Annotated in this window: 20 protein-coding genes and 1 pseudogene; 15 read left to right on the top strand and 6 right to left on the bottom strand. The window is 46.0% G+C overall.

Going from position 1 to position 24,258, the window contains the following annotated elements:
* Window positions 1–60: 60 nt before the first annotated feature.
* From ACH97_RS06005 to ACH97_RS05995, 3 genes are all read right to left on the bottom strand, one after another.
* Window positions 61–459: a ribosomal maturation YjgA family protein gene (locus tag ACH97_RS06005; protein WP_020449984.1), complete on the bottom strand. Its 399-nt coding sequence runs from the start codon at window positions 457–459 to the stop codon at window positions 61–63.
* 132 nt (window positions 460–591) lie between these two features.
* Entirely contained in the window at window positions 592–2,022 is a 1,431-nt protein-coding gene (locus ACH97_RS06000) for an alanine/glycine:cation symporter family protein (protein ID WP_020449985.1), read from the bottom strand.
* A 23-nt stretch (window positions 2,023–2,045) separates the two neighbouring features.
* Window positions 2,046–3,029, bottom strand: a complete 984-nt coding sequence (locus ACH97_RS05995; RefSeq protein ID WP_020449986.1) for a glutaminase — start codon at window positions 3,027–3,029, stop codon at window positions 2,046–2,048.
* A gap of 388 nt (window positions 3,030–3,417) precedes the next feature.
* On the opposite strand from ACH97_RS05995, the gene ACH97_RS05990 reads away from it, so the two are divergent.
* Together ACH97_RS05990 and ACH97_RS05985 are read left to right on the top strand one after the other, a co-directional pair.
* A complete protein-coding gene (locus tag ACH97_RS05990; protein WP_039073141.1) occupies window positions 3,418–4,746 on the top strand; it encodes a sensor histidine kinase in 1,329 nt (442 codons plus the stop codon).
* 6 nt (window positions 4,747–4,752) lie between these two features.
* Window positions 4,753–5,688, top strand: coding sequence for a DNA-binding domain-containing protein (locus tag ACH97_RS05985; protein WP_020449988.1), 936 nt, complete (start codon window positions 4,753–4,755; stop codon window positions 5,686–5,688).
* A 42-nt stretch (window positions 5,689–5,730) separates the two neighbouring features.
* Here ACH97_RS05985 and ACH97_RS05980 read toward each other — a convergent pair whose 3' ends face one another.
* The 3 genes from ACH97_RS05980 to ACH97_RS05970 form a co-directional block, all read right to left on the bottom strand.
* The gene (locus tag ACH97_RS05980) at window positions 5,731–6,267 is read right to left on the bottom strand and encodes a GNAT family N-acetyltransferase (protein WP_020449989.1); all 537 of its coding nucleotides are present in this window, start codon (window positions 6,265–6,267) and stop codon (window positions 5,731–5,733) included.
* Window positions 6,268–6,360: 93 nt separating this feature from the next.
* A complete protein-coding gene (locus ACH97_RS05975; RefSeq protein ID WP_020449990.1) occupies window positions 6,361–8,166 on the bottom strand; it encodes a BlaR1 family beta-lactam sensor/signal transducer in 1,806 nt (601 codons plus the stop codon).
* A 1-nt stretch (window position 8,167) separates the two neighbouring features.
* Entirely contained in the window at window positions 8,168–8,554 is a 387-nt protein-coding gene (locus ACH97_RS05970; protein WP_020449991.1) for a BlaI/MecI/CopY family transcriptional regulator, read from the bottom strand.
* A 364-nt stretch (window positions 8,555–8,918) separates the two neighbouring features.
* Between ACH97_RS05970 and blaP the strand changes: the two are divergent.
* The 13 genes and pseudogenes from blaP to ACH97_RS05905 all read left to right on the top strand — a co-directional run bounded on the left by blaP (window position 8,919) and on the right by ACH97_RS05905 (window position 24,148).
* Window positions 8,919–9,841: pseudogene (gene blaP / locus ACH97_RS05965) on the top strand (class A beta-lactamase BlaP).
* A gap of 342 nt (window positions 9,842–10,183) precedes the next feature.
* Entirely contained in the window at window positions 10,184–11,935 is a 1,752-nt protein-coding gene (locus tag ACH97_RS05960; protein ID WP_020449993.1) for an alkaline phosphatase D family protein, read from the top strand.
* Between the two features lie 22 nt (window positions 11,936–11,957).
* Window positions 11,958–12,170 carry a twin-arginine translocase TatA/TatE family subunit gene (locus ACH97_RS05955; protein WP_020449994.1) on the top strand — a complete coding sequence of 71 codons (213 nt, stop codon included), beginning with the start codon at window positions 11,958–11,960 and terminating at the stop codon, window positions 12,168–12,170.
* A 75-nt stretch (window positions 12,171–12,245) separates the two neighbouring features.
* Window positions 12,246–12,980 carry a twin-arginine translocase subunit TatC gene (tatC, locus tag ACH97_RS05950; RefSeq protein WP_020449995.1) on the top strand — a complete coding sequence of 245 codons (735 nt, stop codon included), beginning with the start codon at window positions 12,246–12,248 and terminating at the stop codon, window positions 12,978–12,980.
* 194 nt (window positions 12,981–13,174) lie between these two features.
* Window positions 13,175–14,101, top strand: a complete 927-nt coding sequence (kdgD, locus tag ACH97_RS05945) for a 5-dehydro-4-deoxyglucarate dehydratase (protein WP_020449996.1) — start codon at window positions 13,175–13,177, stop codon at window positions 14,099–14,101.
* A 20-nt stretch (window positions 14,102–14,121) separates the two neighbouring features.
* Window positions 14,122–15,588 (top strand): alpha-ketoglutaric semialdehyde dehydrogenase GucD, encoded by a 1,467-nt coding sequence (gene gucD / locus ACH97_RS05940; RefSeq protein ID WP_020449997.1) that lies wholly within the window; start codon window positions 14,122–14,124, stop codon window positions 15,586–15,588.
* 40 nt (window positions 15,589–15,628) lie between these two features.
* Window positions 15,629–17,005, top strand: a complete 1,377-nt coding sequence (locus ACH97_RS05935; protein WP_048350152.1) for an MFS transporter — start codon at window positions 15,629–15,631, stop codon at window positions 17,003–17,005.
* A gap of 37 nt (window positions 17,006–17,042) precedes the next feature.
* Window positions 17,043–18,410 carry a glucarate dehydratase gene (gudD, locus tag ACH97_RS05930; RefSeq protein ID WP_048350151.1) on the top strand — a complete coding sequence of 456 codons (1,368 nt, stop codon included), beginning with the start codon at window positions 17,043–17,045 and terminating at the stop codon, window positions 18,408–18,410.
* A gap of 106 nt (window positions 18,411–18,516) precedes the next feature.
* Window positions 18,517–19,218, top strand: coding sequence for a FadR/GntR family transcriptional regulator (locus ACH97_RS05925; protein WP_154495802.1), 702 nt, complete (start codon window positions 18,517–18,519; stop codon window positions 19,216–19,218).
* 88 nt (window positions 19,219–19,306) lie between these two features.
* On the top strand, window positions 19,307–20,833 hold the full coding sequence (garD, locus tag ACH97_RS05920) for a galactarate dehydratase (protein WP_033155080.1): 1,527 nt from the start codon (window positions 19,307–19,309) through the stop codon (window positions 20,831–20,833).
* A gap of 311 nt (window positions 20,834–21,144) precedes the next feature.
* The gene (locus ACH97_RS05915) at window positions 21,145–21,855 is read left to right on the top strand and encodes a hypothetical protein (RefSeq protein ID WP_020450001.1); all 711 of its coding nucleotides are present in this window, start codon (window positions 21,145–21,147) and stop codon (window positions 21,853–21,855) included.
* 1 nt (window position 21,856) lies between these two features.
* Window positions 21,857–23,779 carry a DUF6792 domain-containing protein gene (locus tag ACH97_RS05910; protein WP_048350150.1) on the top strand — a complete coding sequence of 641 codons (1,923 nt, stop codon included), beginning with the start codon at window positions 21,857–21,859 and terminating at the stop codon, window positions 23,777–23,779.
* Window positions 23,780–23,794: 15 nt separating this feature from the next.
* Window positions 23,795–24,148, top strand: coding sequence for a hypothetical protein (locus ACH97_RS05905; RefSeq protein ID WP_020450003.1), 354 nt, complete (start codon window positions 23,795–23,797; stop codon window positions 24,146–24,148).
* Window positions 24,149–24,258 lie beyond the last annotated feature (110 nt).

Here is a 24,258-nt window from a genome sequence, read left to right as displayed (position 1 = left end):
TGTTTTAAACTGTAAAAAGACTCAAAATCAAAGTGCGTAAATATTCCCCAAAAGACAGCGTTACGGCTGTCTTTTTCGTTTGCGAAACAGCTTTTCGCCCGCGGCACCTGCGGAAACGCCGAGCACATAAGCCAATAAATCGCTCCACAAAAATCCATAACCGAGAATGAGTCCGCCGAGCGGAACGGCTCTGATATCATCAATCCATGGAGCGTGATACAGCTGGCTGCATTCGATTAAAAAACAAAACGCGAGCGCAATCAGCGCCACTGAAGCTGTCTTCGCGTTTTTGAACAAAAAGCCTGCGCCGAAGAAAATCATCAGCGCCCACAGCGCATCCCCTAAATAGGCATTCACGATGTCCGGCAGCATATCGGCCGCCTTTCTTGAAGCAAGCCCCGCCGCCATCGCTGCGAATATCAGCGCAAGCCGGCGGATACGGCTTCTTTTCATATTCATGGCTGGCCCCCTTTTCTGCCAAAGCAGGTGAAGTAAATCTTCGGAGACATGACGGATACAAGAGGAAAAACGTTTTATTATTTTGGACGGTTTAAAATGAACGAAAAAAGCCGCCGGATACGGCGGCTTGTGTTATATCGCATTTTTGCTTTCGGTTTTTTGTTCGGTGCCGGAGCGTTCCCAGCATTCGACGCCTTCATGGTTTTCAAGAACATCTTTATAAAAGACCGGATCTTTTCCAGCTTTTCGCTGTTTCACATAGTCTTTCAAGGCGGCAAATGCCACTTTTGACAGCAGGAAAATCGCGATTAAGTTGACGATGACCATCAAGCCCATGAACAAGTCGGCGAGGTCCCACACAAGCTGGACTTTTGATACCGATCCGAAGATAACCATCGCAAGCACACAGATTCTGTAAATGAAGAGCCATGCTTTGTTCGTGTGCAGGAATTCGATATTCGTTTCTCCATAGTAGTAGTTTCCGATTAAGGTGCTGAAAGAAAACAGGAACACCATAATGGCAAGAAAGCCTGAGGCCCATGCTCCGATGTGCGTGCTGAGCGATGCTTGCGTCAACTCGATTCCGCTCAGCCCCGGTTCTTGATACGCATCGGAAAACAAAATGATAAAAGCTGTGCTTGAACAAATCACCAAAGTGCTCGTGAAAACCCCTAAAGCCTGGACAAGACCCTGTTTGACAGGATGGCTCGTTGTCGCTGCGGCTGCTGCATTCGGCGCGCTGCCCATCCCGGCTTCATTTGAGAAGAGGCCGCGTTTGATTCCGTTCATTAGCGCTGCGCCGATGGCTCCGCCTGCCGCTTGTTCAAGGCCAAACGCATGACCGACAATCAAAGAGATGACGTCCGGCAGTTTCGTAATGTTCATCAGCATGACAAAAACGGCGACGCCGATATATAAGACGGCGAGAAATACGACAATATATTCGGACAGCTTGGCGATCCGTTTGATACCGCCGAAGGTAATGATGCCGAAGGCAATCGTAATGATAATCCCCAGTGTAAGACGGTCTGTGCCGAATGAGTTTTCAAAAGCGACCGTTATCGTATTGGACTGGACCGCGTTAAACACGATTCCGAAGGATAATGTAATCAAGACGGCAAACAGCGCACCCATCCAGCGTTTTTTCAAACCCTTTTCCATATAGTAAGCAGGGCCGCCGCGGAAGCCGTCTTTATCCTTTATTTTATAAATTTGCGCCAGCGTGCTTTCGACAAAGCTTGACGCCGAACCGATGATGGCGATGATCCACATCCAAAAGATAGCGCCGGGTCCGCCCAAGGCAATGGCGATCGCAATCCCCGTAATATTTCCTGTGCCTACTCTCGCGGCCATGCTAATGCAAAAAGCCTGAAAAGGAGAGATTCCGTTTTTGTCGGGTGCTCCTTCCTTTAAAACCCGGAACATGTCTTTCAGCAAGCGAACTTGAAAGAACTTCGATTTAAAAGTAAAAAACAGTCCTGAAGCCAGAAGCATAATAATTAATAGTTTTGACCAAAGAAAATCATTTGTGACAACAATGACTTCTTGAAGGAATTGCTGCATGCTTTCACCTCTTTTTTGTGATTTTAAAAAATACTGAGATCCCATTCACGGGCTATATGTTTTAACAGCATTCCGCCCGTCATGCTGTTGCCGTAATCGTCAATCGCCGGACCGTAGATGCCGATGCCGCATCCATGCCGAAAAGGCTGTTCTCTTTTCATGCTGGCAGGCACCGCGCACATGATTCCGCCGGAGACGCCGCTCTTTGCCGGAATGCCGACAAAGGCCGCGAATTTTCCTGAAGCATTGTACATGCCGCACGTCAGCATTAAAGCTTTTGTCAGCCTGGCGACATCCTTCGGGATCACCTGCTCTTGGCGGAGAGGGTGATATCCGTCATTTGCGAGAATCATGCCGATCAAGGCGATGTCTTCAGTGCTTCCTTCCATGGAGCATTGCTTCAAATAGACTTCAAGCGTTTCTTCGACGTCTGCTTCGAGGAAGCCGGTTTCCTTTAAATAATGGGCCAATGCTCTGTTCCGATGGGCGGTTTGCCACTCTGACCGAAATACTTCCTCATTGATTTCAAGCCGTTTTCCAATCATTTTTTCAATGACTTCATGAAGCGACTCCATTTTTTCCAGTGCCGATTCACCGGGTAGGATCGACGCAACGGTCAGCGCTCCGGCGTTGATCATCGGGTTAAACGGCTTTCCCGGCTTGTGCATTTCAAGGCGGATGATTGAATTGAACGCGTCTCCCGTCGGTTCTACATCAACACGGTCTAATACGTAAGAAATCCCTTTCGTCAAACACGCTGCGATAAAGCTGACCACCTTTGAGATGCTCTGGAGTGTGAATGATACGTCCCAAGTTCCTGCTTTGATCACCGTTTGATCAGAACCGATCACACAGATGCCGAGCTGGTTAGAGTCGATTTTTCCTAAAGCGGGAATGTATTCGGCGTTGCGTCCGCTTGCGGAAAAAGGACGGTAATGTTCAACCAAATCTTCAAGGCGGGATTGCCAGAAGCGGGCGTCATAGCGTTCTTCCAATACTTCATTCATCGAATTTCCTCCAATCTGACCTGTTAAAGCTTGCAGGTTTGCTGAAAAAATACGAGGCTCTAAAAAGCGGTGATTAGGGCATGGCGGCAGAAGGCAAAGGGGTATAAGCCTCTGCCGCACAAGTTGTTTTAAAGCCTGTTCTTTCCTGGGAAAAGGGGTTTGGGTTGCGCAAGGGAGTGAGTTGCGGGAAAATATAAGCGTTTTCAAATAGAGAAAATATACATTCAATTTATAATAGAACCTACATAAACCTACAAAAAGCGACAAAAATATTTAAAAAATAAGCCAATTGATTTAAAAATCAAATCGACTGTGGGTAAAATGGGAGTTGCGGAAAACGTGCGGTTAAAGTCAAAATAAAGCAACACGTTTGTAATGGAGGATCAGCATGATGGGTGGAAATTGGGGAAGCGTGATGAAGCAGGCGGCCCGGCTTGTAAAGAAAGACGGCTATATCTTAACAGTGATGATGTTAACGGTGCCGCTCGCAGGAGAGCTGAAGTTTTATCCGTTGAACGAGACCTTCCGGGTCAGCTTCGGCGTTCCAACTTTTTTCTTTCTTTTGTTGCTGCTGCGGAATGTCCCGGCTGTGCTGTCCGGCTTTTTAACGGGAGCGGCCGTCGTCGGGTTTCGGGTGCTGCTTGATGCATTCGGCCCGGGGCAGATCGATTGGTTGTCATCCTTTTATCACCATTATCCGACTTTTTTCTTTTATTTCACATATGCGTTTCTATTCTACTTGGCAAAAGTGAAGCGATTTCAATTTCGCCCGCTCTACATCGGGTTTCTGGGCTTCGGAATTGAACTGATTGCCGATGGAGCCGAACTGGTCGTTCAATATATGATGTTCGAGTCTACCGTCACCCCGGGAAAGATCCGCGACATGATGGCGATTGCTTTTTCCCACAGCTTTATTGTGCTGAGCTTTTTTAATGTCATGAAGCTGTATGAAACGCAATCGCGGGAAAAGCAGATCCGCGAACAAAATGAGCACATGTTGATGATCGTTTCAAATTTATATGAAGAAACCGTTCATTTGAAAAAGACGTTGAAGAATACTGAAGAGATTACGAACGAATCCTATCAGCTGTACAGGCTCTTAAATAGACAGAGCGATAACAATTCCTCTGTCCGGCAGATCAGCCAGAAGGTGCTGCGCCTCGCCGGTGAAATCCACGAGGTCAAAAAAGACAACCAGCGCATTTTCGCCGGGCTTTCAAAACTAATTTCGAAAGAAAGCTTCAGAGACTACATGGCGGCAGAAGATCTAGTTCGGCTTGTGGCCGGCATTAATCGAAAGTATGCCGAATCGCTCGAAAAAGACATTGACTTTCATTATTCGATAGACGGAGAACATCCAAAATACCACGTGTATACTGTATTATCCGTGATTAATAATATTATGGCGAATGCGGTGGAAGCGATTCAAAGACAGGGCTCCATCCGCCTCAGCCTCTATAGGCGCGCCGATGACATGCTGGAATGCCGCGTGGAAGATGACGGACCGGGCATTCCAGAGAAAGTCGGGGATGTGGTGTTTGAGCCGGGATACACGTCAAAATATGATGAATTCGGAACCCCTTCAACCGGAATCGGTTTGTCTTATGTGAAGGAAACTGTCGAGGAGCTCGGGGGGAGCATTCGATTTCAGAGTGATGCAAGCGGTGTTGTGTTTACGATCAGACTTCCGGTCCAACAATTGATTCAGAAAGGGTGAAGGCCTGTGCGTTTTTTTATTGCAGATGATGACCGTGCTGTGCGATCGATTTTAAAACAAATCATTGAAGACGAAGATTTGGGAGAAGTGGCCGGAGAAGCGGAAGACGGCTGCGATTTGGAAGGCCACGTCCTGAATTTGCAGCAAATTGATATTTTGTTTGTCGATCTTTTAATGCCGCTCCGCGACGGAATTGAGACGGTTCGTCATTTGTATGGCGCTTTCTCAGGGAAGATCATCATGATTTCCCAGGTGGAATCGAAGGAAATGATCGGTGAAGCCTATTCTTTGGGGATTGAATATTATATACATAAACCGATTAACCGCATTGAAATCTTGAACGTCATTCAAAAAGTCAAGGAGCGCATCGAGCTGGAAAGGTCGATCCATGACATACAATCTTCGCTGAACCGGCTCGTGAGTCTCGGCAGCGGACGAAAAAACGGCTTTAGGGAAAAAAGCATTCAGGAAACGGGCGAATTTCTCCTTTCTGAACTCGGAATCGTCGGGGAGAGCGGGTCCCAGGATTTACTCGCCATCCTTCAGTATTTGTTTGATGATGAACAGACTTCATTATATGAAAAGGACTTTCCGCCGCTCAAACAGATTTTTCATCAGATTGCCGAGCAAAAGCTCGGGCCGGCTGCTTCACCCGTGGAGATCAACAGGGAGATTAAAGCGTCTGAGCAGCGGATACGGCGGGCGGTCAGCCATTCGCTAAACCATTTCGCATCACTCGGTTTAACAGATTTTTCAAATCCGCGGTTTGAAAGCTATGCGTCCCGTTTTTTTGACTTTACTGTCATCAGCAAAAAAATGAAAGAGCTGCAGAAAGACTCTGCCGCCGCCTTGCCGTCCGCCCGCGTCAACACGAAGAAATTTATTCAGGTTTTCTTTTTGGAAGCCAAGCGGTTGAGCGAAAGCGCCGGAAAAAGGGGTTAAAAAGAGCTTCCTCACCTTAGAGGAAGCTCTTCTGCATGCCGGTTACCCAGCGTATTCTCTTTTCAGCAGCGAAAACATGTATACGTCAATCAGTCTTCCTTTCGCTTTCTCGTAATCTCTTAGCAGTCCTTCCTTTTGAAAGGATAACGAGTTGAGGAGTTTGATTGAAGGCGTGTTTTCGGGCTCTACCTTCGCTTCGATCCGGTTGAGGTTCAAGCTTGTAAAGCCGTAGTCGATCAGCTTTTGAACAGCTTCGGAAGCAAAGCCTTTTCCCCAATGATTTCTCCCTAAGTCATAGCCGATTTCAGCTCTGCCGTTTTCCTGGTCGATCATATTAAAACCGCACGTCCCGATGACTTCATCCGTTTCTTTCACAATGATTGAAAAGCGGTTTGCCTGCCCTTCAAGGCTTAAATCATTGATCATTTGGATCATGTCCCGCGCCTGTGAGACGTCTGTAAAAGGCGTGATATTCATATATTTTGTGACTTCCGGATCTGACCAGTATTGACAGAGGACATCTGCATCTTCCAATTCCATTTTTCTCAAAGTCAATCTTTCTGTATAAAGGGTTTCCATGTTCTTGCCTCCAAGTTCCGTATTATTAGGAATGTGAAAGGACCATTCATCGATTTGCGCATCATTCATGTTCATAGAATAAAAAGTAAACTGTTATCGGGAAACGGAGGGATAAATCCCTTTTTTATCTAAAATGGAAAGTGCAATTTCGGCAGCGGAGCTTCCGGCAGCCCGTTTTTCACCTTGAATATGAACAGCAAAGAAAAAAGTATTATCGGCAGTTTCTACATACCCGATAAACCAACCGGCATGGAGTTCCCCGTTGATTACCGAGGTTCCGGTTTTACCGGATAAAACCCTGCCATTTGATTCTTCTAAACGTATCGAATCTTTCACAGTTTCAATATTAGACTGTTTAAAATCAAATTCGTTATCATAAAACTTTTTTAATATATTGACCTGTTCAAGTGGAGAAATTTGAAGAGAGCCATCCAGCCAATAATCGGCCGGGACTGAAAAATCCTCATTTCCATAATGTATAGATTTGAGATAATGACGTAAATGATCCTCCCCAATTTGCCGGTCCAATTTTTGAAAATACCATGTTGTGGAGCTGCTCATCGCAGAGAATAAATCCTGGTCTTGATTCCATTCTTTATACGGATATTGAGTCCCATCCCAAGTCATGTGAGAGTCGTTCTTCGTGATGATCCCGGATTCCAGTGCGAGCAATGCGCTAAACACCTTGTAGGTGGAAGCAGGTGCGAATCTGGAGGTGCTTTCTTTCCTATTGTATATTGTATACTTTTTCCTATTAGAATTAAACAGGACAAAGCCCCCTGAGGCTGAAAATTTATCAAAAAAAGTGCTGTAATCTTCGTATTCTACATTGGTGCCGGGTAAAAAGCGTGTTTCTTTTTGCATGGCCAATATAGACACAGAAGGAGTACCGGCTAATATGGCCCCAAGAACAAGAGTGAACACTAAGGCGCTTTTCGCCTTTAGCAAAGGTGATGCCGTCTGAAAGTTGACAACTGTAACAATCCGTCTTTTGATATGTTTGTATGAGTTGCTGAATTCAGAAGCGGCTAACAAAGACGATGTTCTTTGCTTAATTGAAGTGAATTTTAAAATCACCTCGCCATATTTGAGGTGCAATTTTTTATCAAGCGTTTTTAATACGGCAAAGTCGCAAGAAATCTCCATCTCCGTTTTCGCTTCCTTTGATAAATACCATACGAGAGGATTAAACCAATAGACGATTTTCAACAGGCAAAGAAAATAGTTGATAAGCATATCTTTTCGTTTGCAATGGTACAGTTCATGAAGCAAAACACATTTCATTTCGTCGGCTGAAAACATTGAAATATCTTTTGGCAAGATAATATATGGACGAATGACCCCAAATGTAATGGGGGATTTTATCAATGGAGAACGGCCCAAAATGACTTTTTGATGAAAGCGTATTTCCTCTTTACATGTGTGAAAAAGGGATAATAGCTCTTTGTTGTTAACAATTTGCAGGTTCTTTTTTATTTTGCCGATTTTTAGATTGCTATAAAGAGTAGCCAAAAGCATAACGGCAACGCCCAATATCCAAACTGCGAAAAAGGCTGAATCTATCATTTTGGAAGACGATTGTTCAATCGACAACGAAAAGTCCTGCACCCAGTTTACATGTTGGCCGATTGCTTCTGTCGTCTTGTCTGTGGAGTGGGTTTGGGATAAGGCCGATTGAGCTCCTCCTAAATTCAGAATCCAGTCAAAATGATGGCTTTTTAGAAAATGAAAGGGGATAAAAGGAGCGATCAATGCCAAAAGAGAAATCACGCTAATATAATAGTGGGTGCCTACAGTGATTTGAGTCCTGAGCAGTTTTTTAATGAGTATGATGATAGAAAAAAACAGAGACAATAGAATTTGACTAACCAAAAAGGGAATAAAGAAAGAACTGCTCATTTCATTCCTTCTTTCTGTTCTTATGTTCTTCTAATATTTGATACAATTCATTAATTTCTTCACCTGACAGCTGATCATTCTCCAAAAAGTTTAATACCATCGAATTAAGAGTTCCATTGTAAAACCGGTTTAAAAAACTGTGACTCTTAACCTCTATATAATCACTTTCGTCTATATTTGGTGTGTAAACGAAAACCCGTCCTTCTTTATGGTGGTTTAAAGCGCCTTTTTTAATGAGGCGCAGCAGCATGGTTTGGATGGTTTTAGGGCTCCATGTACTGGTTTTGGATAACTCTTTAATTACCTCATTGGTATTGATCGAAGAATGCTTCCAGATGACTTTCATCACTTCTAATTCCGCATCAGAGATTTGAGGTATTTTTTTCATTTTAATCATCCTATACTTACAAATGTAATACTCTCATTATAGGTTTGCCATTTTAAGAAGTCAATTTAACTGGAGTGAACATGCAGTTTCTGCATTTTTAATTCCATCACTTCCCTCCGTTCATTTGTCCCCGGTGGAAACGAGGTCATCATTTCCTTCCGAAAAAACGGTTGCATTTAAATCTTACATATGTAATACTTTCAAAGACTACATTTGTAAGATTTGATGTTTGAGTCGGCTGAAAGATCGTACGTACCAATTATTGTTTCGTGATCGTTCAAGCCATAACACTGTAGGGATAGTGGAAAGAGTGCTTCATCTGGTTACGATCAATCAAATATTCAAACGGAGGGAGACGATTTTGATGAAATTATGGTTCAGTACTTTAAAACTGAAAAAGGCTGCAGCAGTGTTGCTTTTCTCTTGCGTCGGCTTGCAGGATGCGCTAACAATCAAACGAATGCCTCGCAACCTGCCGAGAAGAATGAAAAGACGGAGATGAAAGATGATTTTGCAAAACTTGAGGAACAATTTGATGCAAAACTCGGGATCTTTGCATTGGATACAGGTACAAACCGGACGGTAGCGTATCGGCCGGATGAGCGTTTTGCTTTTGCTTCGACGATTAAGGCTTTAACTGTAGGCGTGCTTTTGCAACAGAAATCAATAGAAGATCTGAACCAGAGAATAACATATACACGTGATGATCTTGTAAACTACAACCCGATTACGGAAAAGCACGTTGATACGGGAATGACGCTCAAAGAGCTTGCGGATGCTTCGCTTCGATATAGTGACAATGCGGCACAGAATCTCATTCTTAAACAAATTGGCGGACCTGAAAGTTTGAAAAAGGAACTGAGGAAGATTGGTGATGAGGTTACAAATCCCGAACGATTCGAACCAGAGTTAAATGAAGTGAATCCGGGTGAAACTCAGGATACCAGTACAGCAAGAGCACTTGTCACAAGCCTTCGAGCTTTTGCTCTTGAAGATAAACTTCCAAGTGAAAAACGCGAGCTTTTAATCGATTGGATGAAACGAAATACCACTGGAGACGCCTTAATCCGTGCCAGTGTGCCGGACGGTTGGGAAGTGGCTGATAAAACTGGAGCGGCATCATATGGAACCCGGAATGACATTGCCATCATTTGGCCGCCAAAAGGAGATCCTGTCGTTCTTGCAGTATTATCCAGCAGGGATAAAAAGGACGCCAAGTATGATGATAAACTTATTGCAGAGGCAACAAAGGTGGTAATGAAAGCCTTAAACATGAACGGCAAATAAAAACATTGCGATGAATCCGTCAAAACATCATCTTACATAAAGTCACTTGGTGATCAAGCTCATATCATTGTCCGGCAATGGTGTGGGCTTTTTTTGTTTTCTCTCTTTAAAGATCATGTGAAGAAAAACGGGAAAATCGGTCTGTGGGAAAGGACCGGGTTTTTGTCGAAATCATAGGCGAATGGGTTGGATTGTGACAAAATTCGACACATCTATTGGCGGTGCGACTTGATGGACCATCAACCGCGTCCCTCCTCCTGTTTACAATAATTTACAGTTCATTAATAAACTCTGCCTATAATAGAACCCGATCAATCATTTGTATAGAGAGGGGTAATACGAATGACACATGAAGGACCGCTGGAGGAATGGATGAAAAAGCTGAGCGAGGAAAGCCTCAAGGACAATACGTTTGACCGCCGCCGTTTTATTCAAGGGGCCGGCAAAATAGCCGGGCTTTCGCTCGGACTTGCAATTGCGCAATCGATGGGGGCAATGGAAGTCAATGCAGCACCGACATTCTCCGAATATCCGTTTACACTTGGCGTAGCATCGGGAGATCCGCTTTCTGACAGCGTCGTGTTGTGGACAAGGCTGGCGCCCGATCCGCTAAACGGGGGCGGGATGCCGAATGAAGCTGTATCCGTGAAATGGGAGGTCGCGGAAGACGAACGCTTCCGCCGTATCGTCAAACGGGGAACCGAAAAAGCGACACCGCACCTTGCACACTCGGTACATGCTGAGGTATCCGGACTGAAACCGAATCATGTGTACTATTACCGCTTTAAATGCGGCAGCCAGCTGAGCCCCGTCGGCAAGACAAAAACGCTTCCGGCGGCAGGGGCAGATGTTGCTACATTCACATTCGCTTTTGCTTCATGCCAGCAGTACGAACACGGCTATTATACCGCCTATCAGCATATGGCGAAAGAAAAGCTCGATCTTGTGTTTCATCTCGGCGACTATATTTATGAGTACGGTCCGAATGAATATGTTTCAAAAACAGGCAATGTCAGGACACACAGCGGTCCTGAAATCATGTCGCTGCTTGATTACCGAAACCGCCATGCCCAATACCGTTCAGATGCAAACTTGAAAGCCGCGCATGCCGCCTTCCCGTGGGTTGTCACATGGGACGACCATGAAGTGGAGAACAACTACGCGAATGTCATCCCTGAAAAAGGCCAGTCAGTAGAAGCGTTTATTAAACGGCGCGCCGCCGCATACCAAGCTTATTACGAGCATATGCCGCTCCGCCGCAAATCCCTGCCGAACGGTCCTGATATGCAATTGTACCGGAATTTTTCCTACGGAAATCTGGCGGACATTAGCGTGCTTGATACCCGTCAGTATCGCGATGACCAAGCCAATGGAGATGGCAATAAGCCTCCTTCTGATGAATCGAATGATCCGAAGCGGACGTTGCTTGGAGCCGAACAGGAGGCTTGGCTGTTTGACAACCTGAGTCGTTCCGGGGCGCACTGGAACATTATCGCACAGCAGATTTTCTTTGCGCAATGGAACTTTGGGACAAGCGCGGCGCCGATTTACAGCATGGATTCGTGGGACGGATACCCCGCTCAGCGCAAGCGGGTGATCGACTTCATCAAATCTCAAAAACTGAACAACATCGTCGTCCTCACCGGTGATGTGCATGCCAGCTGGGCAAATAACCTGCTCGTTGACTTTGACAATCCAAAATCGGACATCTTCGGTGTGGAATTCGTCGGGACGTCGATTACATCTGGAGGAAACGGCGCTGATAAAAGAGCGGATACGGATAAGATTTTATCGAACAATCCTCATATAAAGTTTTTCAATGATTACCGCGGCTATGTGCGCTGTACGGTCACACCGGAAGAATGGCGGACAGATTACCGCGTGGTCCCATATGTGACAGAACCGGGTGCCGCGATTTCGACAAGAGCTTCCTATGTTTATCATAAAGACTACACAGGGCTGAAACGGACCGCTTCCAACATTGTGCCTGGAGGCGTGAAGAAGTCAAACGAAGTCGAAGAAGACCGTTTCCTCGCACATACAAGAGCCCATCAGAAGCAAGTGAAGCAAAAGGAGAAAAAAGTAACCCAGTAATCAATGAAAGGATGACAGCAAAATGCTTTCAAATATCGGTATTCCGGGTCTCATCCTGGTTCTGGTAATTGCGCTGATCATTTTCGGGCCTTCAAAGCTTCCGGAAATCGGCCGGGCTTTTGGAAAAACGCTGACCGAATTCAAAAGCGCGACAAAGTCATTAGTATCTGCCGATGACAATGAGATCGGACAAGAGACTAATGTGAAAAAGCAAAGCGATCCATCGGCAAAATAGATGATCAATAGAGCGGGCGGGTGAACCCGTCTGTTCTTTTTTTCTGTTTAGCATGTGAAGGGGAGGAAGTCGAAGGTGAAAAAAAGGGAAACACATTTGATTGCCCATCTTGAAGAGCTGCGCCAGCGAATCATTAAAACGCTTCTGACGTTTATTCTGTTTCTCATCACCGGCTTTTTGTTTGTTCAGGACATCTATGACTGGCTGATCAGAGACCTTGATGAAAAGCTTGCTGTACTGGGGCCGGGGGATATTCTTTGGGTATATATGATGATTGCGGGGGTGCTGGCGGTCGCAGCCACCATACCGGTGGCCGCTTTTCAGACATGGCGGTTTGTGGCGCCTGCGCTGACCGACCGCGAACGGAGGACGGCATTATTTTATATTCCGGGGCTGTTCACTTTTTTTATTTTAGGGATTGTATTCGGTTATGTTGTGCTCTTTCCGCTCGTTCTTCAGTTTTTAATCGGATTATCCGCCGGCCATTTTCAAACGATGTTTACGGCGGAGCATTATTTTCGCTTTATGATGAACCTGACACTGCCATTCGGGTTTTTGTTTGAAATGCCCCTCATCGTGATGTTTTTAACGAGCCTCGGGATTTTAAATCCGGCCAAGCTCAGTAAAATGAGAAAAATTTCTTATTTTGCGCTGATCGTCGTATCAGTTGTGATCACACCGCCCGATTTTATCTCGGATGTGTTGGTGATCGTCCCGCTGCTTGTATTATACGAATTAAGCATCTCTTTATCGGCATTGATTTACCGAAAAAAAACCGCTGTGCAACCAGGGGCTGAGGCCCAAGGCTGAAGACGGACCGTGTCTTCAGTCTCTTTTTTTTTGCTTGATATAAAAAAATCAGAAAATAATGATATTGACAATTTGTTTATTTGTCTTACAATTAAACAAAAAGATGAATGGAGGGGTTTTCTAAAACAGAAACATCGCATTTCAACTGAATGATAACGCTTTCTCAGGAAATGAACGACAGGGGGATGACGGAGATGAGTCAATTACGGAAGGCGCCGGAAGGCATATTAGGTTTCCCGGTGGCACCCTTCAACAAGGAAGGAAAACTGGAGGAAGAAGCACTTTACGAAAACATCCGCTTTTTATTGGATGAAGGGCTTGAGGCGGTTTTTATCGCTTGCGGCTCAGGAGAATTTCAGTCTCTCAGCGCAAAGGAATATGAGCAAATGGTCGAAATTGCCGTCTCGGCGGCGGGCGGGAAGGTGCCTGTTTACACAGGAGTGGGCGGCAACTTGAGCACCGCTTTGGAATGGGCGCGGATTTCCGAGGAAAAAGGGGCTGACGGCTATCTGATTCTCCCGCCATACTTGATACACGGAGAGCAGGAAGGCCTCTATCAGTATACGAAAACAATCATTGAAAGCACGGATTTAAACGCCATCATTTATCAGCGAGACAATGCGGTTTTGACACTTGAACAGATTCAGCGGCTGACCGATCTCGAGCAGCTTGTCGGGCTCAAAGACGGCATAGGGGATATGGCGTTGAATATCAGTTTGTCGTATACGATAGGAGACAGGCTGGGCTGGCTCAACGGAATGCCGATGGCTGAAGTCACGATGCCGGCCTATGCTCCGATTGGCTTCACGTCTTATTCTTCGGCGATATCCAATTATATTCCTCATATTTCAAGGATGTTTTATGAGGCATTATTAAACGGCAACGACCAGCTTGTCAAAGAGATTTATGAGCATGTCATCATGCCGATTAACGAGATCCGCAAACTTCGGAAGGGCTATGCCGTGTCTTTGATCAAAGCCGGTATGGAAATCATGGGCCTTCATGTGAAAAACACGGCGAGACCGCCGATCGTTCCGGTGGAAAAAGAACATTGCCGGCAGCTCGAAAACATTCTGAAAAACGCGATGGGGCGTTATCCGAAAACGACCGCTGCCCTATAAACAAAAGGAGGAATTTGAAGATGTCTGTTGCAGCTGAAAATAAAACGTATTTTAACTTTATCAACGGCCGCTGGGTGAAGGCTGAATCGGGCGGGATGGAACAGAGCTTGAACCCGGCAGATACACGGGATATCGTCGGGCTTGTGCAAAAATCTTCGATTGCGGATGTAGACCGGGCGGTTGAAGCGGCCAAGCAGGCCAAAAAGGCTTGGAGAAAGCTGTCGGGAGCGGAGCGCGGTCAATTTCTTTACAAGGCCGCTGATATCATGGAACAGCGCCTCAATGAAATTGCCGAGTGTGCGACGCGTGAAATGGGGAAAACACTGCCTGAAGCAAAAGGAGAAACAGCGCGGGGAATCGCGATTCTCAGATACTATGCCGGAGAGGGAATGCGGAAAACGGGCGATGTGATTCCCTCCACCGACACATCCGCTTTCATGTACACCGACAGGGTGCCGCTCGGTGTCGTCGGCGTCATCTCGCCTTGGAATTTTCCCATTGCCATCCCAATTTGGAAAATGGCGCCTGCCCTCATCTATGGAAACACGGTCGTCATCAAGCCGGCTACAGAAACCGCAGTCACCTGCCTTAAAATTATCTCGTGCTTTGAAGAAGCAGGGATTCCGTCAGGCGTGGTCAATGCGGTGACAGGGCCAGGATCATCGGCCGGCCAAAGGCTTGCCGAACACCCGGATGTGAACGGAATTACATTTACAGGGTCGAACCAAACCGGAAAAATTATCGGCCGGACGGCGTTTGAAAGAGGGGCGAAGTATCAGCTTGAGATGGGCGGCAAAAACCCGGTGATCATAGCAGATGACGCCGACCTTGATAGTGCGGTTGAAGCGGTCATCAGCGGAGCGTTTCGGTCGACGGGTCAAAAGTGTACGGCGACAAGCCGCGTCATCGTCTTAAACGGTGTTTATAACCGGTTTAAAGAAAAGCTGCTTCAACAAACAAAAGAAATTACAATCGGCGACAGCTTAAAAGAAGATGTCTGGATGGGACCGATTGCGAACAAACAGCAGCTTGACAACTGCCTGTCCTATATTGAAAAAGGAAAGCAAGAAGGAGCGGACCTCATTTTCGGCGGCGATAGGCTGGCAGATGGAAAATACGAAAACGGCTATTATATCAGGCCAGCCATTTTTGACAATGTCACTTCCGGCATGACGATTGCCCAAGAAGAAATTTTCGGCCCGGTCATCGCATTAATCAAGGCGGATACACTTGAGGAAGCTTTGGAGACGGCCAATGACGTCAAATTTGGCCTGAGCGCCTCCATTTTTACGCAAAACATCGGCTGGATGCTGTCATTCATAGATGAAATTGAAGCGGGGCTCATTCGCGTCAACGCCGAAAGCGCCGGTGTCGAACTGCAGGCGCCATTCGGCGGCGTTAAACAATCGAGCTCACATTCACGGGAACAGGGGGAGGCAGCAAAAGAATTTTTTACAGCTGTGAAAACCGTATTTTTCAAACCGTAAATCAATCGTTTCGGTACAAATGAATAAAGGAGAAGATGCTATGAAAAAAAATCGTGCAGCCTCCCCCCATACCGCGGGGAAAAGAAGTTCTGTCCGCTGGTTTGTCGTGTCTATGCTGTTTCTCGTCACATCCATTAATTATGCCGACCGTGCGACACTCTCGATTGTCGGCGATTCTGTGCAGCATGAGCTTGGGCTGAGTTCGGTGGCGATGGGGTATGTCTTTTCCGCATTTGGCTGGGCGTATGTTGTCGGCCAAATTCCCGGAGGCTGGCTGCTCGACCGCTTTGGGTCGAAAATCATCATCGCCGCCAGCATCTTCTTTTGGTCATTGTTTACCCTTTTGCAGGGAACGCTTGGCTTTTTCGCCGCGGGAACGGCCGTTATCCTTTTATTTGCGCTCCGGTTTCTCGTCGGTCTGTCAGAAGCGCCGTCCTTCCCGGGCAACGGCCGGGTGGTGGCTTCCTGGTTTCCAAGCTCTGAACGCGGAACAGCATCGGCGATCTTCAACTCGGCGCAGTACTTTGCACTTGTCATTTTTTCACCGCTGATGGGGTGGCTCGCCCACTCATTCAGCTGGCATACGGTTTTTGTCATTATGGGTGCTCTGGGGATTGCGATGTCGTTTATTTGGCTGAAAACGATTTACGAACCCAAAAAACACCCGAGAATCAATGCCGCCGAACTGGCGTACATCGAAGAAGGCGGCGCGCTTGTCTCGATGGATGAGGGAAAGAACACGGAAAAGAAGGAAAAGGAGTCCCAATGGCCTTACATTAAGCAGCTTTTAAGAAGCCGGATGCTGCTCGGGGTGTATATCGCCCAATACTGCATCACAACGTTGACCTATTTCTTTCTGACCTGGTTTCCGGTCTATCTCGTTCAGGCACGCGGCATGTCGATCCTTGAAGCGGGTTTTGTCGCATCGCTTCCTGCAATCTGCGGATTTTTAGGAGGATTGCTGGGCGGGTTCGTGTCAGACTTCCTTTTGAAAAAGGGCTGCTCGATAACGGTTGCCAGAAAAACGCCGATCATCCTCGGCATGCTGATGTCCTGCTCGATGATCGTATGCAACTATGCAGATTCATCTTGGCTGGTCGTTTCCATCATGTCGCTTGCCTTTTTCGGAAAAGGATTTGGCGCGCTGGGCTGGGCGGTTGTGTCAGATACCTCGCCAAAGGAGTGTGCCGGCTTGAGCGGCGGCATCTTCAACACCTTTGGAAATATTGCGTCCATCACGACACCGATCATCATCGGATATATCGTGAATGCGACAGGCTCATTTAACGGAGCGCTTGTGTTTGTCGGTGCCAACGCGATTGCCGCGGTATTAAGTTATCTGTTTCTCGTCGGGCCGATCAAGCGCATCGAACTGCAGAAAGAGGAAGACCCTGCGGACACCACTTTATCCATATGAAATGTAAGCGCTTTAATAAGAGGGAGGCTAAATCGATATGAATACAAACATTCATCAGCATGTAAAAGAGGAGCAAGCATCGCAAACACCGTCAATTGCTGATATGCAGGTCATACCCGTGGCAGGGCGCGACAGTATGCTTTTGAATTTAAGCGGAGCTCACGGCCCCTTTTTCACACGGAATATCGTGATTTTAAAAGATTCATCAGGCGCTCTCGGTGTCGGCGAAGTTCCGGGCGGCGAACGGATCCGCCAGACGCTGGAGCAGGCGAAGCCGCTTGTCATCGGTCAGCCGCTCGGCGCTGTTCAATCGATTTTGCAGTCTGTCAGGCGTCGTTTTAAAGACCGGGATGCCGGAGGACGCGGGGTGCAGACCTTTGACCAGCGGACGACAATACACGCAGTGACCGCATTGGAAGCGGCTTTGCTCGATTTGCTCGGGAAATTTCTCGGCGTCCCTGTAGCGTCGCTCTTGGGGGAAGGCCAGCAGCGGGAAAAAGTGAAGATGCTCGGCTATTTGTTTTACATCGGCGACCGAAAGCGCACAACGCTTCCCTATATTAGTGAGCAAGAGGCAAGTGACGATTGGTTCCGCCTCCGCCACGAAGAAGCGTTGACACCCGGGGCGATCGTCCGTCTTGCTGAAGCAGCTCAAGAACGATACGGTTTTCATGATTTTAAATTAAAAGGCGGCGTCCTTTCGGGAGAAGAAGAAATCGAGGCGGCATCCGCTTTGGCAAAACGGTTTCCCGAGGCGAGAATCACCCTTGACCCGAATGGCGCGTGGTCATTGGAAGAAGCGATTGCGCTTTGTAAGGGAAAACGGGATGTGCTCGCCTACGCGGAAGACCCTTGCGGAGCGGAAGCCGGATACTCGGGGCGGGAAATCATGGCCGAATTCCGCCGTGCGACAAGCATTCCGACAGCAACGAATATGATTGCGACAGACTGGCGGCAAATGGGGCACGCGATACAACTGCACGCTGTTGATATACCGCTGGCAGATCCGCATTTCTGGACGATGCAGGGATCTGTCCGCGTTGCCCAAATGTGCCATGAATGGGGGCTGACGTGGGGTTCTCACTCCAATAACCATTTTGACGTCTCATTGGCCATGTTCACCCACGTTGCCGCAGCAGCTCCCGGCGACATCACGGCGATTGATACGCATTGGATTTGGCAGGATGGACAGCGTCTGACAAAACAGCCTTTTTCAATTGCTGACGGATCTGTCCAAGTTCCTGATCAGCCGGGGCTCGGCATTGAAATCGACATGGAACAGGTGGAAAAAGCAAATGAACGGTATGAGAAAATGAAAGCAGGCGAGCGGAATGATGCCGTTGCCATGCAGTTTTTGATTGAAAATTGGCGTTTCGACCCTAAACGTCCTTGTCTTGTTCGTTAATTGCGGAAACAGCGGTTTGAGAGGCCCCTAGCCGACATTGTCATACGCGATATTTTGTCTTACAATATGAACAACTGAAAGGGGGCCCACAGTCGTGGAAGAAGATATGGAAACATTGCAGGTCGAATCAGTCAATCGCAAGACATTGGCGAAACAGGTTGTAGAACGAATCGTCCATTTATTATCAAGCGGCCAATTGAAACCGGGGGACAAACTGCCGACGGAGATAGAGCTCATGGAAAAACTGAATGTGAGCAGACCCGTTCTCCGCGAAGCTTTAATATCACTCGAAACGCTCGGAATTATTAAAAGAAAAACCCGGGACGGCACGTATTTTAATGATAAAATTGGCATCCAGCCGTTTTCTGTCATGCTGGCTTTGGCGGTTGATAATTTGCCGGCCATTATTGAAGCGAGGATGGCGCTGGAACTCGGGCTTGTCACGATCGCCGCAGAAAAGATCAATGACAGTCAGCTCGAAAGGCTGCAGGAAACGATCGATATCATTGCAAACAGCACGGATAATCATTATGGAGAAGCAGATAAAGAATTTCACCGGATTATCGCTTTGAGCGCGAACAACCCGGTGCTTGAGGGCATGATTCAATCACTCTTGATTACACACGCCAAAATCGACAGCCAGATTCCATACAGGGAAAGGGACCGGACTGTCGAATATCATACGAATATTTTGAAAGCCCTTCAACAAAGGGACCCATATCAAGCCTATCACCATATGTATGAGCACTTAAAATTTGTACGTGACAAAATACTGAATGGTCTTCGTGATGAAAAAAACAATCATTAAGTTGTTTGACAGCGCTTTCTAACATGTGCCGCAGCGGGAGAAAGGCTGTGGAAAGGCGCTGATCGAAAAGGGGAGTTGATCAATACTTATGCTTGTCAATCAAACTGAAACCCCGCTGTACATTAAGGTGAACGAAAAAGACAATACCGCAATCATCGTCAATGCCGGCGGACTGCCGAAAGGGACGGTGTTTCCTTGCGGGCTTAAACTGCAGGAGCGGATACCTCAAGGTCATAAAGTGGCTTTAACGAACATTACACAGGGGGGAGCCGTTATTCGCTACGGTGAGGTTATCGGCTATGCCGTCAAACCAATCGAAAAAGGCGGGGGGATTTCCGAGTCGCATATCATGCTTCCGGAAGCTCCGCCGCTCGATGAACTGCCCATCGCCAACAAAGTTCCAAAACCCGCTCCCCCTCTTGAAGGGTACACATTTGAAGGATACCGGAATGAAGACGGGAGCGTCGGCACGAGAAACGTGCTTGGCATTATGACAAGCGTGCAATGCGTCGCAGGCGTTCTCGATTACGCAGTTAAACGAATTAAAGAGGAACTGCTTCCAAAATATCCGAACGTTGACGGTGTCGCTGCATTAAATCATCAGTACGGCTGCGGTGTGGCGATTAATGCGCCGGAAGCCAAAATCCCGATCCGAACGATTCAAAATATCGCCAGACACCCTAATTTCGGCGGGGAAGCGATGGTGATCGGACTCGGCTGCGAGAAGCTCCTTCCGACGAGGATAGAGCCGGAAGGAGACGCTGAAAACATTCTTTCATTGCAGGAACGGCGAGGGTTTGAGCAAATGATACAATCGATTATGGAAATGGCCGAAGAGCGCTTAAAAAGGCTGAATGAACGGAAGCGGACAACATGTCCCGCTTCAGACCTGGTGATTGGCCTTCAGTGCGGTGGCAGCGACGCTTTCTCAGGAGTGACCGCAAACCCCGCGGCGGGATATGCGGCCGACTTACTCGTCCGGGCAGGGGCCACGGTTTTATTTTCGGAAGTCACCGAAGTCCGCGATGCCGTTCATCTCTTAACACCGCGCGCTGTCAATGAAGAAGTCGGTCGCGCCCTGATTCGGGAAATGGCTTGGTATGACCGCTATCTGGAAAGAGGCGAATCAGACCGAAGCGCCAATCCGTCGCCAGGGAACAAAAGGGGCGGGCTGGCAAACGTGGTTGAGAAATCGCTCGGCTCGATCGCGAAATCGGGAAGCAGCCCGATCAATGCCGTACTCGCGCCAGGTGAAAGGGCTGTACAGAAGGGACTCACTTTTGCAGCGACACCTGCAAGCGATTTTGTATGCGGCACCCTGCAACTGGCTTCGGGCATGCATTTGCAAGTATTTACAACCGGAAGAGGAACGCCGTACGGCCTTGAAATGGCTCCGGTTATGAAAGTGGCAACCCGGCAGTCATTATCAGAAGATTGGCGCGATTTAATCGACGTTAACGCCGGACGGATCGCAACAGGTGAAGCTTCAATAGAAGAAGTCGGCTGGGAAATTTTCAGGACGATCCTTAACGTCGCAAGCGGAAGGAAAACATGGGCGGAACATTGGGGGCTCTCCAATGACTTGTGTTTGTTCAACCCCGCGCCTGTGACTTGATCGAAAAGCACCTTGATAAGGTGCTTTTTTAATTGTGAACTCGTTTTTAACAAGAAGTATAAAGTGGTTCTTTTTTCATATTTCCTCTTTGGTAAACTAAACCGCAGTACCTTTCGGAGCCTTGGCGCATCAACCATACTGCCTGTTTTTTCAGAGGGCCGGCATACGATTTGCAGGGTGGTGATTCTTATTTCCTATTTATCTAATTTATTCCATGTTGTAACATAAAAAAGTATCATTTTCAAGCATGTCATTCGCATTAAAATGAAGTGCTTGCAGCTTAACTTAAAAGCCCTTGGAGGTTTAATAAAATGAAAAAGATGATGATATTGTGTTTTTCTATAATACTAATCTTTACAGGAGGATGCAGTATGAACGACAGCCAAAACGGCAAGAACGGCAATCAAGAAGAAGCGGTCAAGCCGAAAGATATGGACCCGAAAGACCTCCCGCAGGTTCCGGCGTTCCAAGATGAGAAAACAAGAGAATACATGGCATCAACAAAGGAAGTCGAGCCGGGCTATTATTTGCTTGAGTCTAAACTGAAAGGGTTTACGATGTTGTTTCCGGAGGATGGGAAATATGATGACAATTTATCCTCTCTCGGAAAAGATGAAGAGATAATCTCTTTTTATAGCTACGATGAAAAAACGAATGTTTCTCTTAATGCTTCTGTAGAATATTACCTAAATCAATCTTTCATCAATAATCCAAATGAAATGTTAGAACAAGTGAGGGAGGAAAATGGATATAAAGGACAATTTGAAAAGTTCCAGGAAAAAGATAAGGATATTTATTTTGCGTATATGAAAACTGTTCACGACGATACAAATCAAAAAAATAATGAGACTCATTCCTATATTGGTTATATAAATAAACAGAATTATGTTGGCATACAATTTACATTTGACTTTACTTGTCTAAAAAGTTCTAAACCTTGTTCACTTGATGTTGATTCTGCTGAAAAGAAAGCTAAGAAGTTAGTCAAATCCATCGTATTTTTAACTGGTAAGGAGAAATAGGATGGCAACTAAAAATATATTTGAAAATGAAAATGTGAAACTTCGTATAATAAACCTGGAATACAGCTATAAAAATAGGTTTGCTTCAAATAATCCAAATGAAGTGAAAAAAGCTAAAGATAATTTCGAGGCAGATGTTCGCAGAATTTATAAAGAGGAAACAAATCATGAACTTAAAGAAAATATAGAGATTTTTACGTCAAAAGAAATTCTAGAACATAGTAAGGATAAAACAATCAGTCAATCAGGCTATGATGGAACAGCTATTCATATAAAGGATAAGACAAAACATATCGATCAGCTCCACATTATTTCCGAGGGCAGCGCCGATAATGAAGATTGGAAATATAATTTCTTTGGATTGTTTTTGGGAATGGATAACAGACAATATAAGGCTACAAGGGAATTTTCAAGGGCCTCCAAGAGAAAGGTCGGTAACTCTAAAGAGTTAAAAACTTATGCTATGGGCCATTCTCTCGCAAACAATAACCAAGTTTTAGTGCAGTTAGTTAATGGTGAATTTGATGAGGTTTATGGTGTAAATGGGGCCCAAATAAGTGTAGATCACTTATTGTTGATTGATAAGAAAATGGCAAGGGAACTAAGAAAGAAGTATCAAGTAAACGATTTATCAACAATCCCAAAAGACAGACTCAAAAAAGCCATCATCAAATACTACAACGACAAAGGCGTCACAGCCAACATCACCCAGCGCATTTCCAGTAACGATCCGCTCTACGGTGTCAGCGGGAAGGCTGATTTTATTACGTTCGGCGATGTGAAGATGACGAACACACACCCGGATATAAAAGGATTCCGAAGTGTCATTGATCATATTCCTGATGAAGATGTGAGCAAACTGAAAGGGTACTTTCAAAAATATGCTGCTGATTATCGAAAGGGCGGCATTCAGGGTTTTGCTATGGAAGCAATCGGCGTAGATATGGATTTTTTAAACGGAATAATGAATGAAGAGGGTACAGCTCAGCAAATAGCATATTGCTTGAAACATCCGGCCCGCCTCTTGAATATGGTGGGTGCACTTGATAAAAAGCTGCCAGAGTTTAAAGCATTTTTTGCGAAAGTCAAGGCCTACAGCGGCCCTGTTCTCAATCAGCTTGAAGCAAACGGTTATATTGATGAAGCGAAAAAAAAGACCATTCAAAAAGACGTTGCCGAAGTAGAGCGACTGACAGGAAGGCTTGACGTTTTATATGAAAAGATCAAATTTCTTGTCGACTGGAAGACTGTCATATTTACTCTAAATAATAGACAACTCTCTCAATCACTAATGAAAAATTTAATCGAATTTTATTCAACTTATAAAGCATTGGAAGAAGCCTTAGGCAAACTGGATCAAGACACAAAAGACCTTCTCAATCTTATTGGCGAAGGCCACAGCATCACCCCGCTTCTAAACGCCCTATCCAAAAAGAAAGGCATCAGCTACAAAGGAGGAGACATCTATTTTTCTAAGAAAGGCAAGGACGGAAAAGAGATAAAGGTCAATCTGTCATCTGCCGTCAGGATTTACCAGGCGGGGATGGCTGCCATTTCAAAGATTGAGGCTGAAATTGAACGCTACCAACGTGTTTTCCACCATGAAATCCACGATCATTTCGCAATTAAAAAATCTGAGTTGACAAAAGCCATTCATGACATGGAAGCCAATCCTTCCCGCTACCAATTCGACATTCAGTTCAAGCTCGCCTCAGGCTTCGCCGGATCAAACGGAAAGCTGAATAAAATCGTCGTCCACGACTCGTACCACACGGCCCCGCTTCCTCAGTGCGACGGCGTCGTCAGCGAATTAAAAAAACAAACCTCCAGCAAAAAGAAATTTGTAAAAAGCATTCGCGCCAGCATTGAAAAATTGTTCGATGAAGATGAGCAAATTTCGGCGCTGTTTGATTTTAAGGCATAGGGGAGGGGGATTAAGATGGTAAAACCGTTATTGGAGGAAACTGAAACAGTTTCAGCGACATATATGTTTTTAAGCAGTATTTCAGCAAAGGATAAAGCGGCCCGGCTGAACGCGCCGCTGAAAAGCGTTTTAAAAGAACTGAAAGAATTTGATAAAGTGCTAAAAAGCGAAATCGAAGGGCAAAAAGGTATGATGATCACGAAAATTAAAGAAGAATTAGATCACAAAAGTGAAAACCGCAAAACCGTCATCACCCGGATGAAATCAGACAACGAGCAGTTTGCAAACAGTTATCATGACATGATTGAAACTTTGCGGAAGCAAAACGTAACACTTTACTATAAAAAGAATAAGCCCCTTGATCAATAAAAGATGACCCCTGACATCAGAGGTCATTTTTTTGTTCCAATGACTTGTGTTTGTACAACCCCGCGCCTGTGACTTGATTCGTGTTAGTGGGAAAGTAGATTGGTATCAGT

The sequence above is a fragment of the Bacillus paralicheniformis genome (genome assembly GCF_001042485.2).
Classification (GTDB): domain Bacteria; phylum Bacillota; class Bacilli; order Bacillales; family Bacillaceae; genus Bacillus; species Bacillus paralicheniformis.
The sequence above is the reverse complement of the archived record's forward strand: the minus strand, read 5'-3'. Positions and strand labels throughout refer to the sequence as shown.

Bases quoted from the DNA above. Each gene is read 5' to 3' on its own strand.
- ACH97_RS05910 (WP_048350150.1), top strand. From the start codon at position 21,857: ATGGCAACTAAAAATATATTTGAAAATGAAAATGTGAAACTTCGTATA.
- ACH97_RS05955 (WP_020449994.1), top strand. From the start codon at position 11,958: ATGCTTTCAAATATCGGTATTCCGGGTCTCATCCTGGTTCTGGTAATT.
- ACH97_RS06000 (WP_020449985.1), bottom strand. From the start codon at position 2,022: ATGCAGCAATTCCTTCAAGAAGTCATTGTTGTCACAAATGATTTTCTT.
- ACH97_RS05995 (WP_020449986.1), bottom strand. From the start codon at position 3,029: ATGAATGAAGTATTGGAAGAACGCTATGACGCCCGCTTCTGGCAATCC.
- ACH97_RS05915 (WP_020450001.1), top strand. From the start codon at position 21,145: ATGAAAAAGATGATGATATTGTGTTTTTCTATAATACTAATCTTTACA.
- ACH97_RS05960 (WP_020449993.1), top strand. From the start codon at position 10,184: ATGACACATGAAGGACCGCTGGAGGAATGGATGAAAAAGCTGAGCGAG.
- kdgD (WP_020449996.1), top strand. From the start codon at position 13,175: ATGAGTCAATTACGGAAGGCGCCGGAAGGCATATTAGGTTTCCCGGTG.
- gudD (WP_048350151.1), top strand. From the start codon at position 17,043: ATGAATACAAACATTCATCAGCATGTAAAAGAGGAGCAAGCATCGCAA.
- ACH97_RS05905 (WP_020450003.1), top strand. From the start codon at position 23,795: ATGGTAAAACCGTTATTGGAGGAAACTGAAACAGTTTCAGCGACATAT.
- gucD (WP_020449997.1), top strand. From the start codon at position 14,122: ATGTCTGTTGCAGCTGAAAATAAAACGTATTTTAACTTTATCAACGGC.
- ACH97_RS05970 (WP_020449991.1), bottom strand. From the start codon at position 8,554: ATGAAAAAAATACCTCAAATCTCTGATGCGGAATTAGAAGTGATGAAA.
- ACH97_RS05975 (WP_020449990.1), bottom strand. From the start codon at position 8,166: ATGAGCAGTTCTTTCTTTATTCCCTTTTTGGTTAGTCAAATTCTATTG.
- ACH97_RS05935 (WP_048350152.1), top strand. From the start codon at position 15,629: ATGAAAAAAAATCGTGCAGCCTCCCCCCATACCGCGGGGAAAAGAAGT.
- ACH97_RS05980 (WP_020449989.1), bottom strand. From the start codon at position 6,267: ATGGAAACCCTTTATACAGAAAGATTGACTTTGAGAAAAATGGAATTG.
- garD (WP_033155080.1), top strand. From the start codon at position 19,307: ATGCTTGTCAATCAAACTGAAACCCCGCTGTACATTAAGGTGAACGAA.
- ACH97_RS05990 (WP_039073141.1), top strand. From the start codon at position 3,418: ATGATGGGTGGAAATTGGGGAAGCGTGATGAAGCAGGCGGCCCGGCTT.
- ACH97_RS05925 (WP_154495802.1), top strand. From the start codon at position 18,517: ATGGAAACATTGCAGGTCGAATCAGTCAATCGCAAGACATTGGCGAAA.
- ACH97_RS06005 (WP_020449984.1), bottom strand. From the start codon at position 459: ATGAATATGAAAAGAAGCCGTATCCGCCGGCTTGCGCTGATATTCGCA.